Origin of the sequence: Flavobacterium sp. EDS (assembly GCF_020991525.1) — a bacterium.
In the GTDB taxonomy this organism is placed as follows: domain Bacteria; phylum Bacteroidota; class Bacteroidia; order Flavobacteriales; family Flavobacteriaceae; genus Flavobacterium.
The window spans coordinates 267840-292418 of record NZ_JAJMOZ010000003.1 but is presented as its reverse complement, the minus strand read 5'-3'; the positions used below and the strand labels follow the sequence as shown (position 1 = coordinate 292418).

At 34.3% G+C, this 24579-nt stretch carries 21 protein-coding genes and 1 pseudogene; 5 read left to right on the top strand and 17 right to left on the bottom strand.

Annotation, left to right across the window (positions count from 1 at the left end; translation table 11 throughout):
* The 16 genes from LPB87_RS06650 to LPB87_RS06575 form a co-directional block, all read right to left on the bottom strand.
* On the bottom strand, positions 1–798 hold the full coding sequence (locus tag LPB87_RS06650; RefSeq protein ID WP_230605388.1) for a hypothetical protein: 798 nt from the start codon (positions 796–798) through the stop codon (positions 1–3).
* Between the two features lie 26 nt (positions 799–824).
* Positions 825–1670, bottom strand: coding sequence for a conjugative transposon protein TraN (traN, locus tag LPB87_RS06645; RefSeq protein ID WP_230605387.1), 846 nt, complete (start codon positions 1668–1670; stop codon positions 825–827).
* Between the two features lie 18 nt (positions 1671–1688).
* Positions 1689–2966, bottom strand: a complete 1278-nt coding sequence (traM, locus tag LPB87_RS06640) for a conjugative transposon protein TraM (protein ID WP_230605386.1) — start codon at positions 2964–2966, stop codon at positions 1689–1691.
* A 4-nt stretch (positions 2967–2970) separates the two neighbouring features.
* Positions 2971–3432 carry a hypothetical protein gene (locus tag LPB87_RS06635; protein WP_230605385.1) on the bottom strand — a complete coding sequence of 154 codons (462 nt, stop codon included), beginning with the start codon at positions 3430–3432 and terminating at the stop codon, positions 2971–2973.
* Between the two features lie 13 nt (positions 3433–3445).
* Positions 3446–4054 carry a conjugative transposon protein TraK gene (traK, locus tag LPB87_RS06630; RefSeq protein WP_230605384.1) on the bottom strand — a complete coding sequence of 203 codons (609 nt, stop codon included), beginning with the start codon at positions 4052–4054 and terminating at the stop codon, positions 3446–3448.
* 30 nt (positions 4055–4084) lie between these two features.
* Complete coding sequence (gene traJ / locus LPB87_RS06625) at positions 4085–5281, bottom strand: conjugative transposon protein TraJ (RefSeq protein WP_230605383.1); 1197 nt, start codon at positions 5279–5281, stop codon at positions 4085–4087.
* Between the two features lie 16 nt (positions 5282–5297).
* Positions 5298–5927 carry a TerB family tellurite resistance protein gene (locus LPB87_RS06620; protein ID WP_230605382.1) on the bottom strand — a complete coding sequence of 210 codons (630 nt, stop codon included), beginning with the start codon at positions 5925–5927 and terminating at the stop codon, positions 5298–5300.
* A 6-nt stretch (positions 5928–5933) separates the two neighbouring features.
* A complete protein-coding gene (locus LPB87_RS06615) occupies positions 5934–6551 on the bottom strand; it encodes a hypothetical protein (protein ID WP_230605381.1) in 618 nt (205 codons plus the stop codon).
* A gap of 14 nt (positions 6552–6565) precedes the next feature.
* Positions 6566–7255 (bottom strand): conjugal transfer protein TraI, encoded by a 690-nt coding sequence (locus tag LPB87_RS06610; protein ID WP_230605380.1) that lies wholly within the window; start codon positions 7253–7255, stop codon positions 6566–6568.
* 12 nt (positions 7256–7267) lie between these two features.
* Complete coding sequence (locus tag LPB87_RS06605) at positions 7268–9727, bottom strand: TraG family conjugative transposon ATPase (RefSeq protein ID WP_230605379.1); 2460 nt, start codon at positions 9725–9727, stop codon at positions 7268–7270.
* Between the two features lie 49 nt (positions 9728–9776).
* On the bottom strand, positions 9777–10094 hold the full coding sequence (locus LPB87_RS06600) for a DUF4133 domain-containing protein (RefSeq protein WP_230605378.1): 318 nt from the start codon (positions 10092–10094) through the stop codon (positions 9777–9779).
* Positions 10095–10106: 12 nt separating this feature from the next.
* Positions 10107–10451, bottom strand: coding sequence for a DUF4134 domain-containing protein (locus tag LPB87_RS06595; RefSeq protein WP_230605377.1), 345 nt, complete (start codon positions 10449–10451; stop codon positions 10107–10109).
* Positions 10452–10588: 137 nt separating this feature from the next.
* Positions 10589–11026, bottom strand: coding sequence for a hypothetical protein (locus LPB87_RS06590; protein ID WP_230605376.1), 438 nt, complete (start codon positions 11024–11026; stop codon positions 10589–10591).
* Between the two features lie 362 nt (positions 11027–11388).
* Positions 11389–12069 carry a hypothetical protein gene (locus tag LPB87_RS06585; RefSeq protein WP_230605375.1) on the bottom strand — a complete coding sequence of 227 codons (681 nt, stop codon included), beginning with the start codon at positions 12067–12069 and terminating at the stop codon, positions 11389–11391.
* A 104-nt stretch (positions 12070–12173) separates the two neighbouring features.
* Positions 12174–13007, bottom strand: coding sequence for an AraC family transcriptional regulator (locus LPB87_RS06580; protein ID WP_230605374.1), 834 nt, complete (start codon positions 13005–13007; stop codon positions 12174–12176).
* Positions 13008–13162: 155 nt separating this feature from the next.
* Positions 13163–13876, bottom strand: coding sequence for a hypothetical protein (locus LPB87_RS06575; protein ID WP_230605373.1), 714 nt, complete (start codon positions 13874–13876; stop codon positions 13163–13165).
* A 340-nt stretch (positions 13877–14216) separates the two neighbouring features.
* Here LPB87_RS06575 and LPB87_RS06570 point away from each other — a divergent pair, with 340 nt between their 5' ends.
* The gene (locus LPB87_RS06570; RefSeq protein ID WP_230605372.1) at positions 14217–15896 is read left to right on the top strand and encodes a tetratricopeptide repeat protein; all 1680 of its coding nucleotides are present in this window, start codon (positions 14217–14219) and stop codon (positions 15894–15896) included.
* 72 nt (positions 15897–15968) lie between these two features.
* A pseudogene (locus LPB87_RS06565) lies at positions 15969–16144 on the top strand (histone H1).
* 463 nt (positions 16145–16607) lie between these two features.
* On the opposite strand, the gene LPB87_RS06560 reads toward LPB87_RS06565, so the two are convergent.
* Positions 16608–16859, bottom strand: a complete 252-nt coding sequence (locus tag LPB87_RS06560; RefSeq protein ID WP_230605371.1) for a helix-turn-helix transcriptional regulator — start codon at positions 16857–16859, stop codon at positions 16608–16610.
* 549 nt (positions 16860–17408) lie between these two features.
* Here LPB87_RS06560 and LPB87_RS06555 point away from each other — a divergent pair.
* From LPB87_RS06555 to LPB87_RS06545, 3 genes are read left to right on the top strand one after another with little or no spacing between them, the layout of a single operon-like run.
* Positions 17409–20432 carry a SusC/RagA family TonB-linked outer membrane protein gene (locus LPB87_RS06555; protein ID WP_230605370.1) on the top strand — a complete coding sequence of 1008 codons (3024 nt, stop codon included), beginning with the start codon at positions 17409–17411 and terminating at the stop codon, positions 20430–20432.
* Between the two features lie 11 nt (positions 20433–20443).
* Positions 20444–21844, top strand: a complete 1401-nt coding sequence (locus LPB87_RS06550; RefSeq protein WP_230605369.1) for a RagB/SusD family nutrient uptake outer membrane protein — start codon at positions 20444–20446, stop codon at positions 21842–21844.
* A gap of 21 nt (positions 21845–21865) precedes the next feature.
* Entirely contained in the window at positions 21866–24514 is a 2649-nt protein-coding gene (locus LPB87_RS06545; RefSeq protein ID WP_230605368.1) for a prolyl oligopeptidase family serine peptidase, read from the top strand.
* Positions 24515–24579 lie beyond the last annotated feature (65 nt).

Sequence of the window (24579 nt, the reverse complement as noted above, 5' to 3'; positions counted from 1 at the left end):
TTACATGGATTGACTTTTCCTTTTTCTCTTAGCTTCCTTTGGTGCTTCAGGACCATCGTCATCAGCACTTGGATTTTGCCTTTTTGCGCCCTGTTTTACAGAAGCATGCTCTGTTTCGGATTGCTTTTCCTCTTTGGAATGCCGATTATCAATGCGTTGCATAGTAGCATCATACACATTAATCGTTTTGAATTGTGGACTAGCTTCAATATACTGCTTGACTTCTTTACCCTCTTTTAAGAAAGTAGCAGATTGCAGGTTTCCCTTTTTCAAAGAATCCACTAGGTCTTCTTTGTACTTGGGATTTTCCAGTTCCTTGATTGGATGTTTGGCTAATGTTGCTTCCAAATCATATCCATAATTTTGATGGTATTGATTTAATTTAAAGTTTCCTCCAGCATCATTCTGTTTAAAATCCATTTGCAACCAGGAATTGTATAATTCTCCTTCTTTATTAGTAAGATCCTTATTTACAGACCTCCCTTCCATAAGATTAAAAGCCTCCTTCATGGTTATATTGTTGCCTTTATTGATATAAAAGGTTTGCTCCAAAGCTTCTTTTGAATTCTCTTTTTGCAATTCTACTTTATAAGAGTTAAAAAAGTACATATCACTTTGGTCGGATTTTTTAAAATTCAAGGTAGCAATGGCAGTATCTTCGCCATATTTAACTGTATGATTCAAGGTGAAATTGGGTTCTTCTTTCTGTAATTTTTCTTTTAATTCATTCTCCAGTGTTTCACCGAAACCGGTGTACTTAATCTGGTCTTTTAGGTATTCAAAATTTTTCTCGTTCATGACTCAATATTTTAAATGATTACTACTTATAATTTAGAAAGTACAGTAACCTGTACCAGCTTTGTGTTCTTAACATGCAGTTCAACATGCCTTCCACCATTTTGTTCCATGAGTTGTATCGCTAAGTATTTTTTCTCTGGAATGGTGAATTTTGGTAAAGCAAATACAAAGGTGTTTTCTGCTTCACCTTCAATTTTAACTACATTGTTCAAGATATAGATTGGAGTGATTTCGATTTCTTGTGAAGCCGTTCGTTTTACTTTTTTGGTATCACGAATAAAAAAACGTAACTCGTCGATATCATAATTGATTTTGGAATTGTTTGTTATTTTTATCCTGTAATACATCACTTCATCACGAATAAAAATTCCGTTGAGGCTAAAGTCAATATCGTAGTTGCTTTCTTTTTCCCCCCTTAGTTTATTCTTGCCATAAAAAGCTAATTTGGAATATTCTTGGACATCTTGTTCATTTCTAACTTCATTAGAAAAATAAACCTCTTGCACTCCCGATTTTGTTTTGTTTAAACTGAGGTTCAATTGTGGCGATTCTTCATTATAGTTCAATACGAAAGAATATAATTTTCCATCAGCAGTGATCACAGTAAGATTGGTTTGGAAAAATCCTTTTTGTGCTGCTTTGATTTGAAGTATATTCTCAAGACCCTTTGCTTTCTGTACTAGTACATCCTGACTTCCCTTGTCGACGCTTTTAATAGCAAAAGGAAACACAATATTGGTCGTTTTTGAATACGCTATTAGCAAAGAATCTGACTCAATTTTAGAGATATTATTACTATGTCTCTTTTGTGCAAATACACAGATGCTCAGAAATAACAGATAGCCCAACATTAATAAATTAAAATTTTTCATTTGTTTAATTTTTAGTTTTTAATTCGACTCTTTTTGTTTTTCATCTCGAAGGAGAACTTGATAACCCGCTTTCACAACTACTTTGACCATTTTTACTTTTTTACTCAGCAGACTTTTAGCAGCTTCTATTCCAGCTCCTGCAGCCTGTGAACCCCAAGAATCATCTAATGAGGCAACACCCAAAGTCTGCATAGAACGGTCAGCAGATGCTTTGGCAACATCACGGTTAATGGCTCCTGGAATATAAATCCCGATAAGTCCATCCATATCATAGACTGACAAATCAACAGGGAATAAGGAATTGTTATATCTAATACTATTTATCTTAATGGTCAACCTTTCTCCTTTTAAAGAAGCTACTCCAAACATGAAATTGTTCTTTGGGATTTTAATACCACTTACAAAAATGTCATTCATGAGTCGGAACTTTACATTAGCTCCATTTACAATGGTTTGTGTTTCATGAATGACAGCTTTCACAGTATTTTGCATTACATCTGCATTTTCTGGTTCATCCAAAGAATAAAATCCATTATTTCTTGATTCAGCAGTATTTAATGATTTGTTTTGTAAAGACGAAACTGGATTATCTTCTTCTCTGGTAGAAATGGAGAATACTTGTCCTCGCTGAATTTCGGATGCTTTTCTTAATTTTTCCTGAATCCTATCAGGATGCTGAATGTCTAATATACTCTCCAGCATCCCACCGAGTTGCTGCAATTCCGGATCCGGGTTATCCTGTCCACTATTCATAGATTTCATCATTTGTTCCAGTCTGTCCACATCGTTGGAATGTATTGCTGGTTCATCTATTTTTGCGTATTTCTTGTAATCCCTATTTTGAACTGGAACTGATACAGGTGCACTAATTGCTTTTTGAAGGGCTTCTAATTTTTGATGTATTTTCTCTTCGTTTGGGTCACGATGCACTGATGTATTTAGACCCACTCGCCTTTTTCTAACAGCAATAGCACTGCTATCTTCTGTAGAATCAATTTGAAAAGACTGACTCAGATAATTAGGGTCTTTCTTGATAAGCTCATCGAGCTTAGCAGAATCAAGGGTTGCCTGATCGTAGTAATTCATCTTATCTAATGCAAGTCCATCTTTGAGGTTCGCATTCGGCAATTTTATATTAAAACCTTTTGGCTGTGGCTCTGCAACATTTGCAGCATCTATTTTTCCACCACCTAATGCCCAAAATATAGCAGTTAAGAATGGTAAAACTAATACTGGTAATACCAATAACATCTTACGTTGCTTTAGTACTTTTTGTGATTTTTCTTTCTGTTCCATGATATCAATTTTCAAAATTTGAATTATAAACGTTTTCTACTACTGCTAGACTGTCCAGAATTCCGGGACGGTGTTGTACAATACTGTCATATATTTTTTTTCCTGTTGGACTGCGCCCCAGACTATCCAAATACTTCCTGAATTGTATAATTTTTACAAATTCAGTTTTACTCCTGATTATTCCATTTAACGGGATGATCTCTTTCTCTAAGGGTATTGAATTGTTTGGTTTCGTAATTGGAATTACAGTAATATTTTTAGTAGTATTATTTGAAAAACTAGTCACAATCAAATAGATGCTACAACTACCAGTTATCACAATAAAACAGAACAAAATTACTATCCAGTTTAGTCGTGAAAAATGTGATGTCCTTTGCTCCAACCAATGTGCACACTTTTTTTGCAATCGCAGATTCGTTTCATCAAACTTTTGCCATAAACTATTTCTTCTATTAGAGGATTTCATAATCAGTAGTTTATCATTTTCTGTTTTCGGTACTTAAATCCCGATTCTCAATCGTATTCCAACGCTCGATCAAAAAGCCATGTGGGTTATTATCACTTCGCGATACATTACGAAGATTACCTTCAGTAATCAGACTTCGATAAGCAATGCTGGTAGTACGTATAATGTTTTGGGTGGCATAACATCGAAATTGATAGGGATATTTATTGGTATCAATAGTTATGCTATCAACTTTTATCGTTTGGCTAACATTACCCGATATGATACCGGAGTAATAGCCATTCTCTTTTAAATCATCGTAGATTCGTTTCGCACTATCATCTGCTAGATAAAGTGCCTTGGTGACGTTGCTTTTAATCACTTTATCGTCTGGATCAAGAGTGAAGAAGAATTGATGAAATGTCTTTACATGATCCCGTGCTTCAATAGGTATATTATCTTTTCGATCCGAAGCATAGGCTTCCAGTGCTTTACCATTAGCTAAGATGTAAACTTTATTCTGCATTTGTGATACCAGTGTAAAACTCTTGTAAAGCGAAAAACAACTAATTAAAATGCTACCTATAATTACCAACATCGTAAAGCCACGAACATGCCGAAAAGCAGTGTCTATATTTTTCATTTTACTAAACATGATACTTTTATTTAGAGATTATGAATTGCCTTTTAATTTATTCCCCATATAGTTATCCTTATCTTTAAAGTAAGGAGAAGAGTGACTAGAACTTGACATACTTTGGGACACTCGTCCAGCGGCATTGCCCATTGCATCTGCCGCCATACCAGCTCCTTGGGAAGCTGTACCAATCGCTGAACTAGCAGAGTTACTAAAGATGCTTGTTACTTTTTGTCCCAATGCGCCACCACCACCTGCATGAACAATATAATTAGCAACAGAGGGTACGGTAAAATAGCCCACAATGCCAATAATCATAAATACCAGATAAGCAGCATCGGTACTACTAAAAAAAGTATCTCCCTCTTCATTTACTTGTCCGATATCAATTTTTATCATATTCTCTTGAATTTTACCTATGATACTTCCAAATATATTGGCAACGGGAAGCCATAGATAGATATTAATGTACCTCGCTAACCAGACTGTAAGAGTATGTTGGAAACCATCAAAAACTGATATTCCAAAAACCAGTGGCCCTAAAATAGACAGCACTACCAATTGAAAAGTTCGAAGTGTATCGATACACAGTGAAGCCGCTTCAAACAAAACTCGTAACACTTCACTCATCCATTCCTTTACCGAATGTTTGAAATTATAAGAAGCTTTAGACATGGCAAATTTGACATCATTACCAAGACCACTAAGCATTCCTTCTTTAGTAGGATCCTCAGTAGGATGAGTATATTTGTACCATTCTGCTCGATTACCTTCTCCTGTTGAACCCACATACATTTTCCAGGGATCAGTTCCCTTGAGTGCTTCTTCTTTTTCTTTGAGTAATCGTTCAATAGCTTTATTAGACCCTTGCACCATAACAGCAGTTGCCGTTACAGTAGGTTTCATCACTCCATTAATCATATACAATACCGAAGGGAAAATCATGATACAAAACCCTATCACAAAAGGACGAAAGAGCGGATAAAAGTCTATAGGTTCTGCGCTAGCTATATGTCTCCACACTCTAGAGGAGATATACCAAATAGCGGCAAAACCAGCAAGTCCTTGTCCTACTCCCAGTAGGTTATTGCATAAAGGCATCATCTCATCATACAACTTTTCTAATACGCTACTCAGGCTGTTCATATCGTCCGCGATTCCCTGTGCCTGGCTAACAAAAGGCAACAAAAAACCTAGCGAAACAAATAATGCTCCCTTATTTATCTTTATCATAACAATGAATATTTAGTTATCTATTATACATGCTGCGCATTGTATTTACATCATTACGCTCCTTAGCACGTTGCAAAGCCAGTACTATAGTATTGTTGTTGAAGTTTCTGAGGAACATAAGCTTGTCCTGCATATCTGCATATATTTTGTCAATGGATGCTAATCGTTCGTCATCTGACATTCGCATTTTATTTGCCGTGATGACTGTAGTAAGCTCGTCAAGATTTCTAAGACTCTGTTTGAATAAATTATCGTACACTCTTTCTAAGTAAGCGATTTCCTCAGCATTGAAATTTTCACTGTCTCTAAAGCGACCAAAGGCGGACTTATATTCTTTTACCAATTGCATCTGATAATTGACTATATCTCCAATACGCCTATATTTCCGTACCGTGGGACTAACTTGCATAAGCGCATCAAGAAATGTCTCATGAAGACTAAAATTTCCTTTAGATAAATCGTTGACTGTATTATACCCCCCACTGAGCATTTCATACCCCTTTTTCATATCCTTAAAAATCTGTTTGAACTGAGTCAATTTCTCTATGTTCAAAATCAATTGTTGGATTTCCTGTTTTTGGGCAGTTACTTTGGAAGGGAGCAATAAAACAATAAATGCAACTCCTATAATCAGTAAATTTTTCATGGTATATCAATTTATGCCATGCAAAACACGGCTGTTTTTTACTTCTTTCAATTCCTTAGCTTTTGATAAAGCCATCAGTTTAGTTTCGTTACCAAAACTTTCTGAGAAAGCGTAGTTATCGAGCATGTTTTGATAGATGGTATCAATACGTTTGATTCGCTCATCGTCTTTCAACTCTAATTTTCCGTCCAAAACAATTGTCAATAGTTCATCCATATTAGTATCACAATCCTCAAATACCCTCTCAAATACCCTCTTAATATAATCAACCTCATCTCCATGAAATAAATCATCCTGTTGGATTTGCTGATATATCTTATTGGAATTCTTTATGATTTTTATCTGAAGTGCTATTATTTCTGCAACCTTAGCATACTTTTTTATTTTTGGGTTGACACTCTTAAGTGAAGTGAGATAATCCTTATGAAGATTAAATTCTCCACGTTTAAAATCATTAATAGCGCCTAGTCCCTTTTTGGCTACTGAATAGCCTTTTTGAGCATAGCCTATATACACTTGAAGCGCTGCAATTTGTTGTAAAAGCATCCTTTGCTGTTTTGCCTGTGCCTGAATATTACCAGTAATGAGTGTGGCAAAAAGGAATAATAAAAATATCTTTTTCATGATTTTTTTATTTATTACGGAATTCCGTAAAATTTCTTAACCGATTTAACATCGTGTTGTGTTTTGGCTCTTTGAAGACTCAGCAAAATATTCTGTCTATTAAAGAGTATCAGGTCATCATAATTGGCATCGATTTGATCTGCTACAGTATTAATGATTTCTATTCTTTTGGCATCACTCATCTGGGTAGTAAAAGAATCAAGGACTAAAAATATTTGATCAATATTTTTCAAACTTTCATTTAATATCCCAGAATACACTCGTTGCATATATTCCAGTTCGTTGACATTAAAATGAGCATCTTCCTGAAACAAGTTCCAGGCTCTTTCATATTCATCGACCAAACGAATTTGTTTTTGGCTAATATCTTTGATGCGCTTATAATACGTAATAATAGATTTGACTTTTGTCAGTTCCTCATAATAATTCTTGTAGAGATCCTTTTGTTTTTGCGTCCAATCAGAAATCTCTTCCAACTTCAATTTGGATAAAATATTTTCTATTTTCTTCTGTGCATTCTGTAACCAGATTGTTTTATTTTGCAGTTTTTGTATTCTAAGATCTATCGCCTTAATTACCTTTTTCGCGACCGCTTTTACCATCTCTAAAATTGGTATTGTTGCTATCTTTTCTGCTGGCCGTGCAAGAGTGCTCATCAGTAAAAAGCACAACAGGCAAATCGTCATGTTCTTTTTTGTTTTCATAATTAGTATCGTTTAGTTGCCATTCCTCATATCCATAGCAAGTGCTGCAATTCCTTTTTTGATATCACCATCAAACTTTTTAGCATATGCCTGCACTTTTACTTTTTCAGTTTCTTCGGTGGTATACGCTAAATACTCTTCGAGAGATACCTCTGTGCGGTATACTTTAGATTGCATTCCTCCCAGTGAAATAAATACTTCTTTGTACTTTTTATCAGGATCATTCGCCTTGTTGACAGAAAGTACGAGTGCCTTCTCTTTTTCAGTTAGTCCCAGTAATTCTTGTATTTGTTCAAATTTATTTTGATACTTACTCTGATCTAATAATATCTTACAATCACTGTTATTGATAATGGCTTGCTTTACTACTGGTGAAGAGATAATATCCTCTACTTCTTGAGTAACCACGATGGCTTCACCAAAAAACTTTCGAACTGTCTTGAACAAATATTTTATATATTCGGCCATACCCTCCTTGGCTATAGCCTTCCACGCTTCCTCAATGAGTATCATTTTTCTAATACCTTTTAGTTTACGCATCTTGCTAATGAATACTTCCATAATAATGATGGTCACCACTGGAAAAAGTATCGGGTGATCCTTAATATTATCGAGTTCGAAGACAATAAAACGTTCTTTTAACAAATCCAGATTTTCGGTAGCATTAAGCAGGTAATCAAATTCTCCTCCCTTGTAATAAGGACGTAGCACATATAGGAAATTGTTCACATCAAAATCTTTCTCCTTCACCTTATCACCTTCCAAGATGGCTACAAAATCAACTTTCAGGAATTCATAAAAGCTATCAAAACAAGGAAACAAATCAGAAGTACTGTCTAATTTTTCATAGTACAATTGCAACGCATTGGAGAGTGCTACATACTCACTTCGATTGAAAGTTTCATTATCTTTTTTCCATAAAGCCAATAACAACGTTTTAGTACTTTCTTTTTTCTCTGTGTCAAGTGTATCACCTTCACTAATATAAAATGGATTGAATCGAATTGGGTTCTTTTCATCATATGTAAAATAATATCCCCCCACCATATCGCATAATCCTTTGTAACTGTGTCCCACATCAACAAGTACAACATGTGTTCCTTGCTCATAGTAACTCCTAACCATATGGTTCGTAAAAAAAGACTTTCCACTTCCTGATGGTCCTAATATAAATTTGTTTCGATTAGTACAAATTCCCAACTTAACAGGTTCGTCACTGATATCCACATGAACAGGTTTTCCTGTCAAACGATCTCCTAGTCTAATACCTATTGGACTAAGAGAAGAACGATAGCCAGTCTCTAGATTCAAAAAACAAGTCGCTTGTTCGGTAAACGTGTCGAAGGTGTCGTTCATGGGGAAATCTGCCTCATTTCCAGGAATGCCTGCCCAAAATATTTGCGCCGCTCCTACCGTTTCTTGCTTAGCAGTGGCATCCATCTGTGCCAGTGCTGAAGAAACTTTATTCTTCACGTCTTTTAGTTCTTCCTTGTTATCCGTCCAAACCAGTACGTTAAAATGGGCTTTTACAGGGAGTCTTTGTTGGCCGATGGCCTCATTAAGAAAGTCATTAGTAGCATCACGTGCAATAAGATTCTCTCTGCTATACGCCGATAAAGATTGTAACCGCAGTCTTTTACTCTCTAATTTCTGTAATGTCTTTTGAAAATCCTCTATGAAAATATATTGGTTATAGATATGATTACACGATAACAATTGACCAAGCGTGGAAGCAAATCCAATACTAAACTTAGTTTTATCTGTCGAGTACCTATCATAATTAATTCGAGAACCACATAGAGCAGGCAAGTCAGTGGCATCACCTAGAGTATAAATTTGGCAATGCTTATCGCCAACCTGCAAACCATCATCGAAAGCAATATCCTTATAAACAAATGAGTTTGCTACATCAGACAGAAAACAGTACTTTTCTATGATTCCTATTTTTCTGCTGTGGCTTTTTAGGTCATTATTTCCCAGACGAGTTAGTTTTACAAAACCACTGTCTTCCAATATGCGTTTGAATTGTCCCGTACTATCAATAAAATCCTGGCGTAATTGCGCTTTTAATGTTTCTTCTGGAACTATAGAAGTTCTCAGTAAATTGGAAAATAAAGAACTGGACGTTTTCCTTCCTGCTGGTTTCTTTGTCAGGAAAATATAACACGAATGATCCAGAAATGGACGCTCATTAAAAAAACGCTCACTGCTTCGGGTCAGGAAACTGGAATCTTCACTTGTGAAATCCGGCTGGAACTTACTATCTATAAACCAGTCCTGTTTGTGGAACACACTAAACTTAGGAAGCAACTTTATGGCTTTGAGCCATGCCTGATGGAATGCCTCATATTCCTGATCCGACAACGTAAATATCTCAGGTAATTCTGCTTTGAATACGACTGTCACATCTCCTTGCTTGGAAAGAATACAATCATGCTCTACATCCATAATCGGTAAAATATCATCTATCATCTTTTCCACCATCATCTTTCATTTACCTGTTTCCATTTTTATCCCTATGCTATTTTTCCATTTTGAATATTTTTCTGCTCTGACATTTCACCGCTTTAGGAATCTGTCGTTTTGCTAAGGCTTTCATCATTCCGTGTTCCCCATATTTCTGACTCATCTTATATATTTTCAGAACCCATAATGTCCCCGAAATACCAATAATTCCGATACAGATAAATGAAGGCAAACCTGCTATATATAGGATTGCAAATAGTATCATTAAAGCAATCACTCCCCCTCCCAAATACCAGATATATTGCGCTTTTAACCCTTTAAATTCTATGCTTTGGTTAATTCCTTTGTTAATTTGATATACACTATTTGACATGGCCCAATACACTTAAATCCCAAAGAAGGATTTGATTACCGTAGCAACTACTACCAAGAAAACACAACTACCAAACCATGCCGCTGCAACTTTACCTGTGTCAGGATCTCCAGCATTCCATTTCTGATATACCTTCACTGCTCCTATGAGTCCTAATATTGCTCCAACGGCATACATGAGTTCAGTTCCTGCATCAAAATAACTTCGTACTTGCTGATTGGCCTCGTTAATTCCTGCAAGTCCATCTTGAGCATAGACCTCATAGCTTATTACCATAAGGATTTGCACTAGAAGCGTACAGATAACAGATGATTTTTTTCCAATAAACTTTCTCAAATTCCAGTTCCATTTTTTCATTGCTCATTATTTTTAAAGTTTAAAAATGCTGATAAAACGGAGGAGATTGCCGTTGTCACAATTCTTCTTTCATGTCACATAAGCCATACCGCACAAGGATGGACAAGAGTATTTCCTCCGCTATGTTGTTTAATTTTTCAATTCCATAACTCTTCAACTTCTGCCTGAGTAACAGATATAACATCTAGTGTTTGGCATTTTGTTACAATAAATTCACTCACAGAAGAGCGAAACGCAGAATCCTTTACAGAGGGATATTGCTTAAAAAACAGCTGGATGTAGTCAAGTACTTCTTGTTTGGCGAGTTTTCTTTTTCTTGCATCTGCAATAAAGTTTTTTAGTTGTTCCACAAGAGAATCAACATCTTCAAACGTAGCGTCAAATTCTCCAAACGAAGATTGGTCTAAAGTCATTTGAGGTGGGTCCTGATCGTTTAATTCAGATTGGAAGTCTCCATACTTTAACTCCCCTAATCTGCGAAATTGAAGTTTTCGCTTTCCTGCTGTAATGCCTTTGAGTTCTTCAAGGTAAAATCGGAATCCAACAAATAAATACCAACTTACTACTAACAGCACAACTACAAGTATGTAATTGCCCCATGAAATGTTTGTAAACATACGCTCATCATTTTATCGTTCTACATTAGTTTCTCACAATCCCGATAAATAGAAATTATTCCAAAGCAGGATTTTCATCATTTTATAGAACAAAGAAACAATAGACAATAAACTACTACAAGTCCAGTTTTTTGGTGTACCCTAGTTGTACCCTGCTGTACCCTCAATAAAATCAAGAAGAAAAAAAATAAAAAAATATCAAAAAAATAAAAGCCTCCCGATTGGGAGGCTAATTTGATGATAAAATCAGCTATTATAAAAACAGTTCTTTATATTCTCAAGGGAAGCTTTTTCATGTTTTTAAATTATTACAGCCTTCATTAATATTGTTTAATCTGTTTAATCATTCGTTCCAATGTTTCAATTGCTATCTCCTTATCTCTTTCTTCGGCAACATAAGCTTTACTTCTCATGGAATCATACGAAAGATTTACTTTATTTGGTGTGGAAAGGAAAGGAACAATTGTTTTAAATAAATGATTCATTGATTTTGAAATAAGAATTTTTAATTCGTCTGATGCCCTAAGTATGAGCGCTGTCTGATCTGTGGAAAGTTTGCATAAAACCTTATTCGAAGGACTATTCACTAGAGTAAACCTATCTGTTTTTCTTTCAATGATTGGAAAAGGTGTACCTAAATAGTTTGAAAATCTAGATTCAACAAAGGTTATTAATTCATCTAGGCATGAAATTAAGGTAGCTGTAACTTCTTTTAAGTTATCCTTGTGCAAATCATTACTCCTATTTATTTCTGTTATTTTATCTAAAAGAAATAACAAGGTAGAATAATAATTCCCTACCAAAATTTTAATATGTTTCTCGTTAGTAAGTGAAAAAACCTGCACAGTAAACTGTGACTGAATCAAAAAAGTTTGTTGAGTGGCTTTCTTAATAATCGCTCGTGATTGGATTGGAGTAATCATACTAAGATCCACTTTATTAGGATTAAGGGTTGAAGTCACCGTTAAATCCATCCATTCTAAAAGATACGTTTGAGTCATTTTTTTTACTTTTACTTAGTAAATATTTCTCCCGACTTGTAATCGACAGTACTCTAAATCAATACTTATAGAACATTCTTAACCCAGTCAAATCATGTTTATATTCAATGGGAATTTAATTGTAACCGATACTCGGAGGGTGACAGGGAAGTATGCCTTTTAAAAAATGTACTAAAAGAAGAATAATTATTGAACTCTAATTCATCAGCGATATTGAAAATTGTTATTTGCGAATTTTTCAATAATATTTTCGCTTCAATAAGCAATCCTTCACAAATGAGATCTTTAGCTGTTTTGTCCGTAATTTGTTTGACTATTCTATTTAAATACCCTGGGCTGATGCAAAGAGCATCTGCAAAAAATTGCACACTATGCCTTTCTTTACAATGCAAAACAATATAGTTTATAAATTGCGCTACTAGAAGTTCTTTCCTTGTTATACCATGCGCTTCACAATCACGGTACTTATTATAAATGATTTTAATCTCATATAAAAACAGGTTAAAAGAGTTTTTCATTAGTTCATTATTATAAATGGAATAGGTTATGTTTTTGTTTTTAAGATCTAGTAGTTTAAAGAGTTGTAGCACTAGTTTAAAGTCAATAGTATTAAGGGTAATACTTGGATAATTTTTGGTATTAAAAGCTGAAGAGAAAGAAGCTTGTTGTGTAATCATGATGCATACTTGTAATAATTCATTCCTATCGATTAAATTACATATCGTATTCTTAGGTATGTAAACTAAATCATGGGCGCTCAGTAATAGAATTTGATTATTTATTTTCAATTTTAAATTCCCTGAACGAACTAGCAGCATACTAAAATTTGATGTTTTAAAAGGGCGGTTTACCTCCCAGCCAACATATTCTTTAAAAAAAGAGACATACAGTCCTTTCATATCAGATCCAAAATTACTATTGATAAAATCTTTAATCATGTGTGATAAATCTAAATGATACAATAAAAATATTTGCTAAGATTACATTCTATATCCTTACGATAATTATATGATATATTAGAATAAACAATTATCTCATTATAAAAAATGCATTACGCTGAGATAATTGTTTTTTTGTGCTCAATTTGAAATTATCAATTAACAATCAGATTATTTTGAGCAATACCTGCCACTAGTGCCATAATCACTGGAGACAAATTGATATCAAGAGCTCCAACAAGACCACCAATATGATTGCCTGCAGAGCTATCCCAATCTCTGTCTTTTTTCTTTTCATAGTAGATTGAATACCTTGCAATCGACGCTGTAGTTAATATAACCCTCCTATCTTCATTGTTTAGTAAGTCATTCAATAGAATCTCAGATTCATAGGTTGTTATAAATTCATAGATATCTTCGTATGGATTAGTCTTTATTAGCGCTAAAGAATTTAGTAATGTTGCGATTTTTGCTTTGGCAGGTACCGTTAATACTGAATTTTCGATAATGGCGCTACCACTACTTTGTGGGTTAATAAGTATTGTATTAATGATGTTGATTGAAGTTGGCGCACTACAATCCTGAACAATATTAAAGGTATTTGAAAGCCCTATCAATTGTATTTGCGCCATAATATCCTCAATTAATGTATTACCAGAACTTGTCGCTAAATATATTTCTAAAATCTCATTGTGCAGCCTTCCTGCACTATCATAAGGATTTGTATTGTTATCTGGCCCCTGTAAAGTCATTTTAGGCTTTTTAAAATTGACTTTTTTATTCGTTCTCAAATCATCTACAGTTCCTTCAGGAGAACAGGAAATAACAATAAACGGAAAGATTAAAATTAATAATACTGTCTTTTTCATAATTCATGGTGTGTTAAATATTACCAAGCAACTTTATATTGCCCAATTCATTGCACCCGGGTAAGCAGAACTTCATTTGGCACGATACCAAACTTTTTGCTTTTTGAATTCGAAGCAAATCTATTAGGAGAAATCAACCCTTGCAAGAGATTACTTAAGGAATTCCATTACTTACAATATGGATTTACATGAAATCCACACATATTTAAAACAAATAAACATCTATTAATCAATTCTTTATACTATTTTTAAAATCAAAAAAACTAGTAATCACATACCTTTTTTAATACAGGTCTTAAAGATTTTTCTGGTAACTCATCAATCCCAATATCTACATACTATGGCTGTAACATATATTATTCTATTACTGTTCTGGGCGACATCAACCTGCATAGCACAGAAAAAAAACACTCACATTCCTGATTCTTTGTACAATAAGGAATATACATATCTGGACGAGCAAATTGATATTTTTAAAAGAAATCCATCCAAAGCAGCTGTATATGTACATTCTTATTTGGCTAAAGCCAAAGCAGAAAAGAATTGGAAGGAGATGGTATTGGGCTATAAAAACTATTTTTTGCTAAAATCTGACGAAAATTATAAATTGGTTTATGCCGATAGTATGATTTACGCTGCCAAAAATTCGAAAGATAATGTACTAATTGGATCTGCATACCTATCAAAAGGAATAGTCTATTATGCCGAAAAAGAACATAAGGCTGCCCTTGATAACTATATTATAGCAAATAATTTTATAACAAAGACTAGTGACCCTTACTTGTTTTACAAACTAAAGTACAACATGGCACTTATTAAATATTATCTAGGTTCATATGATGAAGCTATAGTATTGCTTAAGAAATGCATAGATCATTTTAAAGATAACGATGATCGAGCATATCTTAATTCGCTCCATTCCCTTGGATTAGTAAATAATAGATTGGGGAATTATGGTTTGTGTAGCGAAATAAATAATACAGGGGTAACACAAGGAAAAAGGCGTAATAATACAGAGGTTGAACCCTATTTTATTCACTCCGAAGGGGTCAATCAATATGGCAAAAAAAATTATGCTATGGCAATACGAACAATTCAAAAGGGGCTCATTGGTATTCGTAAGAATAAAGATTTTTCTAATGAAAGTGTAGGTTACTACTATATCGGAAAAAGCTATTGGGAATTACGTAAAACAGATCAAGCAATACATTACTTCCGAAAAGTAGACAAAAGCTTTGATGATAAGGGTTATATTCGTCCTGATCTACGTGAAATGTATGAAGTTCTAATAGACTATTATGTTGCAAAGAAAAATCCCGAAGAAGAGCTATATTATGTCAATAAATTACTTAAAGTAGATAGTATTTCTAATAGTACTTATAAGTACCTAACTGGAAAAATGCATAAAGAATATGATACCAAAAAGCTATTCGCAGAAAAGAAAAAACTTGAAAATTCTTTCAATAGAAAAAAATCCACAGAGCTAATTTTCATTTCAGTTATTGGGCTTCTTATTCTTTCCTCCTCCTATTTGGTATACAGAAATACCCGAATTAAAAAGAATTACAAGAAAAAATTTGCAGAATTAATGTTTAAAAATGAAAACACTAAAGACAATGTGGTACAAAATAAAATCCCTTCAGATACTCTAAACATCAATCCTGATACAGTAGCTGGAATACTTAAGCAATTAGAAAAATTTGAGCAAGACAAGAAATTTCTGGAACAAGATTGGACATTAGTAAAACTCGCAGCAGCTTTCGACTCTAACACTAAATACCTATCTAAAATAATTTATTTCTACAGAGACAAAAAATTTGTGGAATACATCAATGATTTAAAAATTGATTATCTAGTCGAACTCCTAAAAACAAATAGAATCGTACGAAAGTTTAGTAATGCGGCATTAGCTGAAGAAGCTGGTTTTAGTTCAACACAACGTTTTACAAATGCTTTTCTACAAAGAATTGAAATCTCCCCTACCTTTTTTATTAAAGAATTAGAAAAACAGCAATTGTGAAATTAATTGCATATCATTTATGTAGTAAGAACAAAAAGGATATTTTTGAGTTTTTAAATTAAAAATAAAATCATGAAAGATCTAGTATCAAAAATCTATGCAGAATTCGAAACTTTTAAAACAGAATCAGAATCACTAATTGAAAAGGTGTAAAAGCGGCTGGACCAAGAGCGCGTAAATCAACTTTAGAAATTGAAAAACTATTAAAAGAGTTTAGAAAAGTTTCTGTAGAAGAATGTAAGAAATAAGTTCATTAAAAAAATAAACCTTGCTTAATTAAATTAAACAAGGTTTGTTTCTTATTCTTCAATTATAAACAACTACAATTTATTTATAATCTTATTTTTCTAGAAAAAAATAACTGCAATTAAGAATACCACACCTACTAGTAACAAAATCATAGATAACAGCATGATTATTTTCTCAATAAAAGTAATCACGGTTGCACGTTCATAACTTTTAAAGTGTTGCAAGCCACCCTCTCCTCTCCGATTAAACCTGCGTCTATTTATGATATAGCGAATAACTAAACCTGAGACCAATAGTAAAACTCCAATAGTGATTACTGTAATATTTGATTTATCTATTCTCATATTCTTTTTATAAAATTAAAACGCTAGCCTAGTTTTAGATAAAATTTTATTTAGAACTTCGAAACACTCTCCTAATATTTAAATTTCAGTACAAAAAAAGATGACCATAGCACTTTATCTAATCTGAATTTTCATTTTTCAAATCAATATCAAAATCTAATAATCTTTTGGGCTGCACATTAAGTCCTTTTGCAACTTTTAAGAAAGTCCTAAACGTAATATTTGTTTTTCCTAGTTCAATTTTATTAAAGTCACTATCATCAATACCAGTGTGAAATTCCATATCCCCTAAAGTTAAGTTCCTTGCTTCTCTTTCTATTTTTACTCTTTTACCAAATTCCCTTAGAAAATCATTAAATATATTATCCATAGTATTATTTCTTTTGACAAGTGAATTTGCCAATATTTAACATAAAACTTATGGGGATATATCCCCATAATCATTTTATTTGTTATATTTGTATAATCATTACGATTTGTAATGTATTTTTGCGATACTTCATATAAAAATATTTGAAGCATTCGCTTTGAATCTTGCTTAGAAAAAACTGGACACTTTTTTAGCGCGCAAGATGATAAGTGCAAATGCCTACGCTTATAAAAGGGCGTGGGCTCGCTTATTCGCGCGCAGGTAGTCCAGTAAATCCTTCTATGCAATAAGTTGAGTCCCACGTTTCTTTTTTATAAGAAACTTTATACTCAATTCTTTTCAGGGCGCACTTTCTTAATTTCGATGTTTCGCAACTAGTTATTATTGTTTAACCAATAAACTTGCGTGCCTATGATTCAACGAAACTGGTAGTCGATACCATAACCTACACAACTTAACGCATAAAAAATGGCCCTCTACTTCGTCACCAAACTAGTATAGAGGACCGTAGCAAACAAAACAAACGTTTTACTTAACTAACCCAATATTATGAATAATTATTCATTTTACAAGGGTAGTAAGGCTCTTTATTGCCTGTTTTTTTTCGGGTGTTTCTTGTCTTTTACCCCTGTTCTAGCAAAGAGTTCCCTGCGGCAACTGCAGTCCAACTCCCAACAAAATCTAGTAAAAGGTATCATTACTGATGGTACTAATCCTTTACCTGGTGTCACCATTGCCTTGAAAGGTAAATCCAATTCTGGTACAATTTCCGATTACAATGGACAGTATAATATTGCTGCAGCTGTTTCAGATACTTTAATAGTTTCTTTTGTAGGTTTCAAAACCGTTCTGGTCCCCATAAAAGGGCGGCAAACCATAAACATAAGCTTAGAGTACGACACCATGACACTACAAGAAGTCCAAGTCAACGCAGGTTATTATACCGTAAAGGAAAGCAAGCGTACGGGCAGTATCTCAAGAATTACAGCCAAGGATATCGAAACCCAACCTGTGACGAATGTTCTAGCCACTTTACAAGGACGTATGGCTGGGGTCAATGTAACCCAGACCACAGGAGTCCCTGGTGGAGGATTCGAAATCCAGATACGAGGACAAAACAGTATCCGATCCGAAGGAAATAATCCTTTATATATTATTGATGGTGTCCCCTATGCTTCAGATCCCATCGGTTATGGACAAACCTCAACAATCTTCCCTACTATTACTAACCCATTAAACAGTATTAATCCAGATGCTATTGAAAGTATTGAAGTACTAAAAGATGCTGATGCCACCGCCATTTATGGTTCACGTGGGGCCAATGGTGTGGTTCTGATTACAACAAAAAAAGGAAAAGAAGGTAAAACTAAAATCAGCTTCACAGCATCCTCAGGAGCTGGAACTGTAACCAAGTTCATGAAACTTATGGATACTCAGCAGTATCTAGCGATGCGTCGGCAAGCTTTTGCCAACGATGGGATTACTACATATCCAGCCAATGCATATGATGTCAATGGAACATGGGATCAAAATCGAAATACGAATTGGCAAAAAAAGATAATCGGTGGTACTGCTGTAATAACAGATTTACAAGGAACTATCACAGGTGGTTCACAATTCACACAGTTCTTATTCAGTGGAAGCTATCATACTGAATCTACAGTTTTTCCAGGTGATTTTTTATATAAAAAAGGAGGAGCGCAGTTCAGTCTGAACCATCAGTCCTTAGACAATAAATTCCGTTTCATATTTTCAGGTGGATACACTGCTCAAAACAACGATCAACCAGCTTTTGATCTTACGTCTGAATCAAGGTCACTCCCACCCAATGCCCCAACTTTGTACGATACAGCTGGTAATCTTAATTGGGAAAACGGAACTTGGGACAATCCTTTGCGAAACCTACCAGCACAGTATCTATCCAAAACCAAAGATCTTCTAGCAAATACAATCGTCTCTTACGAAATAGCACCTAGCTTAATATTGAAAAGTAGTTTGGGATATTCTGACTTACAACATATAGAGAGTCGCACCAATCCATCAACTATTTACAATCCTTCATTTGGATACACTAGTGCCAATTCAAATTTGTTTCTCAACAATACCAAACGAAGCTCTTGGATTATAGAACCACAAGTTAATTGGGAAAAGGAATTTGAAGGTGGCAAGTTAGGAATTCTCATAGGTGGAACCTTTCAACAACAAACCACTTCGCGTTTATTTCAATCTGGAACAGGATTTAGCTCAAATAGTCTAATTAACGATCTTGCTTCTGCAACTACACGCCAAGTTGCCCTTAGTGATGAAACCATATATAAATACCAAGCCTTTTTTGGTAGAATCAATTACAACTGGAAAGATCGTTACATTGTAAACATAACTGCGAGGAGAGACGGTTCAAGTCGTTTTGGACCAAGAAACCAATATGCCAATTTTGGTGCGGTTGGCCTAGCCTGGTTATTCTCTAATGAAAACTTTCTAAAAAAAAGCTCATGGTTGAGCTTTGGAAAACTTCGTGGTAGCTACGGAACTACAGGTAGTGATCAAATTGGAGATTACCAATTTTTAAACACTTATAACTCTTCGGGTGTCAATTATCAAAATATCATAGGATTACAACCAACTCGTTTATTTAATCCCGACTTTGGATGGGAAATCAATAAAAAATTGGAAGTAGCACTAGAGCTAGGATTTTTTGCGGATCATGTTTTTCTAACTGGAGCATGGTATCAAAATAAATCTTCTAATCAACTCGTAGGAATACCACTACCAGGAACAACTGGTTTTACTCAAATACAAGCTAATCTAGATGCAACTGTTGAGAATACAGGATTAGAATTCACCCTACGAACCGTTAATTTTTCTACCAAATATTTTAAATGGATAAGCAGTCTCAATGTGAGTATCTCTCGCAATGAGCTTCTAGCATTCCCGAATTTAAAAGGTTCAACTTATAGAAATACATACCGTATTGGAGAACCTCTCAATATTCAGTTGGCATATAAATACATTGGACTTGATCCAGTAACTGGAATATATCAATTTGTTGATCAGAACAATGATGGTGTCCTATCGGCTCCTGATGACAAGCAAACTGTAGTAAATCTTAACCCTGATTATTTTGGCGGATTACAAAATCAATTGAGTTATAAAAACTGGAAACTAGACTTCCTCTTTCAATTTGTGAAGCAACTCAATAAAGATAATCTAGTAGGACTCGCCGGGTTGATGACCAATCGTCCAGAAAGAATGATAAATAGCTGGAAGCAAGTTGGCGACACGGGACCTTATCAAATTTACAGTGCTGGGTACAATTCTGCTGTTGTTACCGCACAATCTCGATATTCAGGAAGTGATGCAGCTATTGTAGATGCATCATACGTTCGACTTAAAACAGTTGCCTTAAGTTATGACGTTCCTTTAAGTTCTAAAGCAGTACAATGTACTATTATGCTCCAAGGTCAAAATCTTTTGAGTTTTACTCCCTACAAGTATGGAGACCCTGAGTTTAAAAGTAGTAGTTATCTCCCTCCACTTAAAATTATTACTGCTGGAATTCAACTAACTTTTTAATCTATTAAAGTATGAAAACGATATTTAAAAAAAAGTACTACTGGTGCATAGTTAAAAAAATATTCTTTTTAAGTTTTACTTTTTCTATGCCTGCTTGTGATTCTTTTCTGGAAATAGATCTTCCAAAATCACACCTTACAAACACAAGTGTATTTCAAGACTATACAACTGCAAATGCAGCTATGGCAGACGTCTATTCCAAGATTCGGGATAAAGGACTACTTACTGGAACCTCATTTGGTATTTCAAATCAACTAGGTAATTATGCAGATGAGCTTACTTTTTATGGCTCATCTACTAATACTACTTTAGGATTTTATACCAATACCCTCTTACCTTCTAATAGTACTGTAGCTCAGTTCTGGAATAATTCCTATAACCAAATTTATGCCGCCAATGCAGTTCTGGAAGGTGTTAAAACATCTAATTTTAATGAACAAGAAAAGGCACAATTAGAAGGAGAAGCTCTTTTTTTACGTGGGCTACTTCATTTTTATTTACTGCAGCTCTTTGGTGATATTCCATATATACAAACTACCGACTATAAGAGTAATAGTATTGTCTCGCGCAAATCTAATGAGCTTGTGTATACACAAATTATAACGGATTTAAAAAATGCAGAGAGATTACTTTTACCGTCTTACCCTAATGCAGAGAGAGTACGTCCTAATTCTTTTGTTGTAAAGTCAGTTTTGGCAAGAGTTTATCTATATGGAGGTATGTGGGATGATGCCAACAAAATGGCTACAGTAGTAATAGAAAACAATAGCTTATATGTATTTGAAAATTCACTTAATAAAGTGTTTTTAAAAAATTCTACAGAAACAATCTGGCAATTTATGCCTGCTGTAGCAGGAAAAAACACAGATGAAGCCACAATTTTTATTTTCACTTCAGGACCTCCTCCACTCGTAGCACTAAGCGAATCTCTCATGAATTCCTTTACGGTGAGTGACCTAAGAAAGACAAATTGGACAGCACCAGTAACTAATGGAACTAAAACATGGTATTATGCCTTTAAGTACAAAGAATCTAAAGCGTCTACTACTTCAAAGGAATACTCTATAGTGCTACGTCTAACTGAACAATATCTTATTCGGGCAGAAGCTCGAGCTCAACTAGGAGATCTCATTGGAGCGAAAGAAGATTTGAATAAAATAAGAAAACGAGCTGGCCTTTCTAATGCAACAGTAAACTCAAAAGAAGAAATATTAGAGTCTATACTTCAGGAAAGAAGAAAAGAGTTTTTTACCGAATATGGACATCGTTTTTTTGATCTCAAACGCACTGGTAAGCTTGATACTGTTTTATCCACAAAACCAGGCTGGAACATAACTGATAATCTTTTACCAATCCCAGAGAGCGAACTAACACTCAATCCAAATTTAAAACCTCAAAACCCAGGTTATTAAATTCTAATATCAAACACTAAAATGAAAGTACAATTCAAAACAACAGTAGTGTTGCCATGGCGAAAGCTATCCTTTTTTTTAATTTTTATTTTGCAATTAGTTGCCTGCTCCCTTTGGGGGCAGGTATTGCAAAAAAAAACGTTAACTAAGGATGATTACCCAAAATGGGGGCGATTAAGTCTTGAAAAATTGACTCCAAATGGACAATGGATTAGTTATACTATCTCGTATAAGAATGATGTTGATACTCTTTTTATAAAAAACACCAAATCATTAAAAACACATGCTTTTCCTTCAGGTAACGCAGGGGATTTTATAACTCCAGATTGGTTTACCTACCAAACTACCAAAGGACTTCACTTAGTCTCTTTAAATAATGGTAAAGAAGAAATCATAGCCAATGTAATCCAATATGTCTACTCTCCAATAGCAAAACGTCTTTTAATTCTTATAAGTGAAAAGAAAAAAGAAAATATCTTGATTATTCGCGAACTCAATGAAGGCAAACAAGAACATATTGTAGGGGTGAATGAATTCTTAATGGATCCAACAAACCAAATGATACTGTATACTATTACTACTGGAAATCAACATACTATTAACCTCTTACAACTTTCTTTAAAAAACAAAAAAACTGTATTATTAAGTGGTCCGAGTTCTTTTAATAATCTCGTATGGCATATAAAAGGAAAGGCAGTCGCTTTCATGCAAAAGTCCCTTGGAACATCAAATAATACTATTTTTTATTATAATCTTTCCAATAAAAAATTATACTATCCCAATCAAAAAAAGCAACTTAGCTTTCTAGAAGATTCCTTGTTTATTGCTACAACAACCTACAATTTAAAAATTTCCGATGATATGCAAAGAGTTTTTTTTGCAGTACAACGAAAGTCCAAATCAAAAGACACGTTAAAAGACTCTGATGTCCAATTGTGGTATGGGAATGCAAAATGGGTTTATCCAATGGAAGAAAAACGAAAATTAACCGAAGGAACTTATCTTGCCCTATGGAATCCACAACAGGATCGTTTCAGACTCATTTCTAATGATACCTTACCACAGTTTATGCTAAATGGAGATCAAAAATATGCTATACTGTACAATACACAGCAATATGAACCGCAATATGCTTATGAAGGCCTTAGAGATTTTTATCTTGTAGATTTGACTACTGGTAAAAATACTCTAATTTTAAAAAAACATTCTGGACATAAAAAACATACCATCCCATCACCTACTGGGAAATATATAGCGTACTTTCGAGAAAAAAACTGGTGGATCTATGACATTGGAAAAGAAACTCATACTAATATTACCAAAAATATTGGACACTCTTTTTTTCAAAATGAAAAAGAACACCCAGGACATGCTAGTACGTACTCAAACTTAGGCTGGACTCCAGAGGATAAAGAAATCCTATTGTGTGATGAATATGATATCTGGGCAATAACCTCAGATGGGCTAACAGCAAGAAGATTAACTCATGGTAGAGAAGACCAAATACAATTTCGATTAGCGGGCTATACCAAAATTATTCTTGGGAAACCTAATTATTCAGGATGGATTCTTAATACTATTGATTTCAATCAAGGATTAATACTAGAAGCTACTCAAAAAAATAGGCCGTATGGTTATTATAGATGGTCACCTGGATCTAATGAAAAACTAGTATCGTCTACCAATACCCACCTAGATCAACTAATAAGAACTACCTCTGGTGATGCATTCGTATATAGAGAACAACGTTATGATCTTTCTCCCCGATTAATGTTACAAACGCATCCCCATAAAGCAACAAGAGTATTAGTAACAAGTAATTTACAACAACAAATATTTCATTGGGGAAAAACAAAACTAATTCAATATAAAAACGCAAGAGAAAAATTATTGCAAGGTATATTGTATTATCCAGCAGATTACAACAATAAAAAAAAATATCCGATGATTGTCCATATTTACGAGAGATTGTCCCAAGATCTTAATAAATACATCAATCCTTCCCAATTCAACGATGTCGGATTTAACATCTCCACATGGACAACACAAGGTTATTTTGTACTCGCCCCTGATATCTCATATGAAATTGGTAAGCCTGGAATATCAGCAACTGATTGTGTTGTTTCAGCAACAAATGAAGTAATAGCACGAGGTCTTGTTCTACCAAATAAAATCGGGCTAATTGGACATTCTTTTGGAGGATACGAGACGGATTTTATTATCACACAGACCAATCTTTTCGCCGCTGCTGTAGCTGGTGCCGCGGTAACAGATCTCACAAGCACATATCTAACGATTGGTGGAGATTCTGGAAGGCCTGATATGTGGCGTTTTGAAAATCAACAATGGCGTATGGGAAAGTCACTATTTGAGGATCAAGCAGCCTACGATAGAAACTCACCCATCCTTCATGCAAAAAATATCACTACACCATTACTTTCTTGGACTGGTGGCAACGACAAACAAGTGAATTGGAATCAAAGTATAGAATTCTATTTGGCATTACGACGTCTAGAAAAAAAGCATATCATGTTACTTTATCCCAAAGAAGGACACAACCTTACCAATAAAAAAAATCAAAAAGACCTTTTTATTCGAATACAACAATGGTTTAATTATCATCTCAAAGATTCTCTCCCCGCTCCATGGATAAAAGCAGGACTGAAATAATAATTTACACTAAGTAACAATGCAGTTCTTTTTAGAACTGCATTGTAGTTTAAATGATATTTTAA

Bases quoted from the DNA above. Each gene is read 5' to 3' on its own strand.
- LPB87_RS06650 (WP_230605388.1), bottom strand. From the start codon at position 798: ATGAACGAGAAAAATTTTGAATACCTAAAAGACCAGATTAAGTACACC.
- traN (WP_230605387.1), bottom strand. From the start codon at position 1,670: ATGAAAAATTTTAATTTATTAATGTTGGGCTATCTGTTATTTCTGAGC.
- traM (WP_230605386.1), bottom strand. From the start codon at position 2,966: ATGGAACAGAAAGAAAAATCACAAAAAGTACTAAAGCAACGTAAGATG.
- LPB87_RS06635 (WP_230605385.1), bottom strand. From the start codon at position 3,432: ATGAAATCCTCTAATAGAAGAAATAGTTTATGGCAAAAGTTTGATGAA.
- traK (WP_230605384.1), bottom strand. From the start codon at position 4,054: ATGAAAAATATAGACACTGCTTTTCGGCATGTTCGTGGCTTTACGATG.
- traJ (WP_230605383.1), bottom strand. From the start codon at position 5,281: ATGATAAAGATAAATAAGGGAGCATTATTTGTTTCGCTAGGTTTTTTG.
- LPB87_RS06620 (WP_230605382.1), bottom strand. From the start codon at position 5,927: ATGAAAAATTTACTGATTATAGGAGTTGCATTTATTGTTTTATTGCTC.
- LPB87_RS06615 (WP_230605381.1), bottom strand. From the start codon at position 6,551: ATGAAAAAGATATTTTTATTATTCCTTTTTGCCACACTCATTACTGGT.
- LPB87_RS06610 (WP_230605380.1), bottom strand. From the start codon at position 7,255: ATGAAAACAAAAAAGAACATGACGATTTGCCTGTTGTGCTTTTTACTG.
- LPB87_RS06605 (WP_230605379.1), bottom strand. From the start codon at position 9,727: ATGATAGATGATATTTTACCGATTATGGATGTAGAGCATGATTGTATT.
- LPB87_RS06600 (WP_230605378.1), bottom strand. From the start codon at position 10,094: ATGTCAAATAGTGTATATCAAATTAACAAAGGAATTAACCAAAGCATA.
- LPB87_RS06595 (WP_230605377.1), bottom strand. From the start codon at position 10,451: ATGAAAAAATGGAACTGGAATTTGAGAAAGTTTATTGGAAAAAAATCA.
- LPB87_RS06585 (WP_230605375.1), bottom strand. From the start codon at position 12,069: ATGACTCAAACGTATCTTTTAGAATGGATGGATTTAACGGTGACTTCA.
- LPB87_RS06580 (WP_230605374.1), bottom strand. From the start codon at position 13,007: ATGATTAAAGATTTTATCAATAGTAATTTTGGATCTGATATGAAAGGA.
- LPB87_RS06575 (WP_230605373.1), bottom strand. From the start codon at position 13,876: ATGAAAAAGACAGTATTATTAATTTTAATCTTTCCGTTTATTGTTATT.
- LPB87_RS06570 (WP_230605372.1), top strand. From the start codon at position 14,217: ATGGCTGTAACATATATTATTCTATTACTGTTCTGGGCGACATCAACC.
- LPB87_RS06560 (WP_230605371.1), bottom strand. From the start codon at position 16,859: ATGGATAATATATTTAATGATTTTCTAAGGGAATTTGGTAAAAGAGTA.
- LPB87_RS06555 (WP_230605370.1), top strand. From the start codon at position 17,409: ATGAATAATTATTCATTTTACAAGGGTAGTAAGGCTCTTTATTGCCTG.
- LPB87_RS06550 (WP_230605369.1), top strand. From the start codon at position 20,444: ATGAAAACGATATTTAAAAAAAAGTACTACTGGTGCATAGTTAAAAAA.
- LPB87_RS06545 (WP_230605368.1), top strand. From the start codon at position 21,866: ATGAAAGTACAATTCAAAACAACAGTAGTGTTGCCATGGCGAAAGCTA.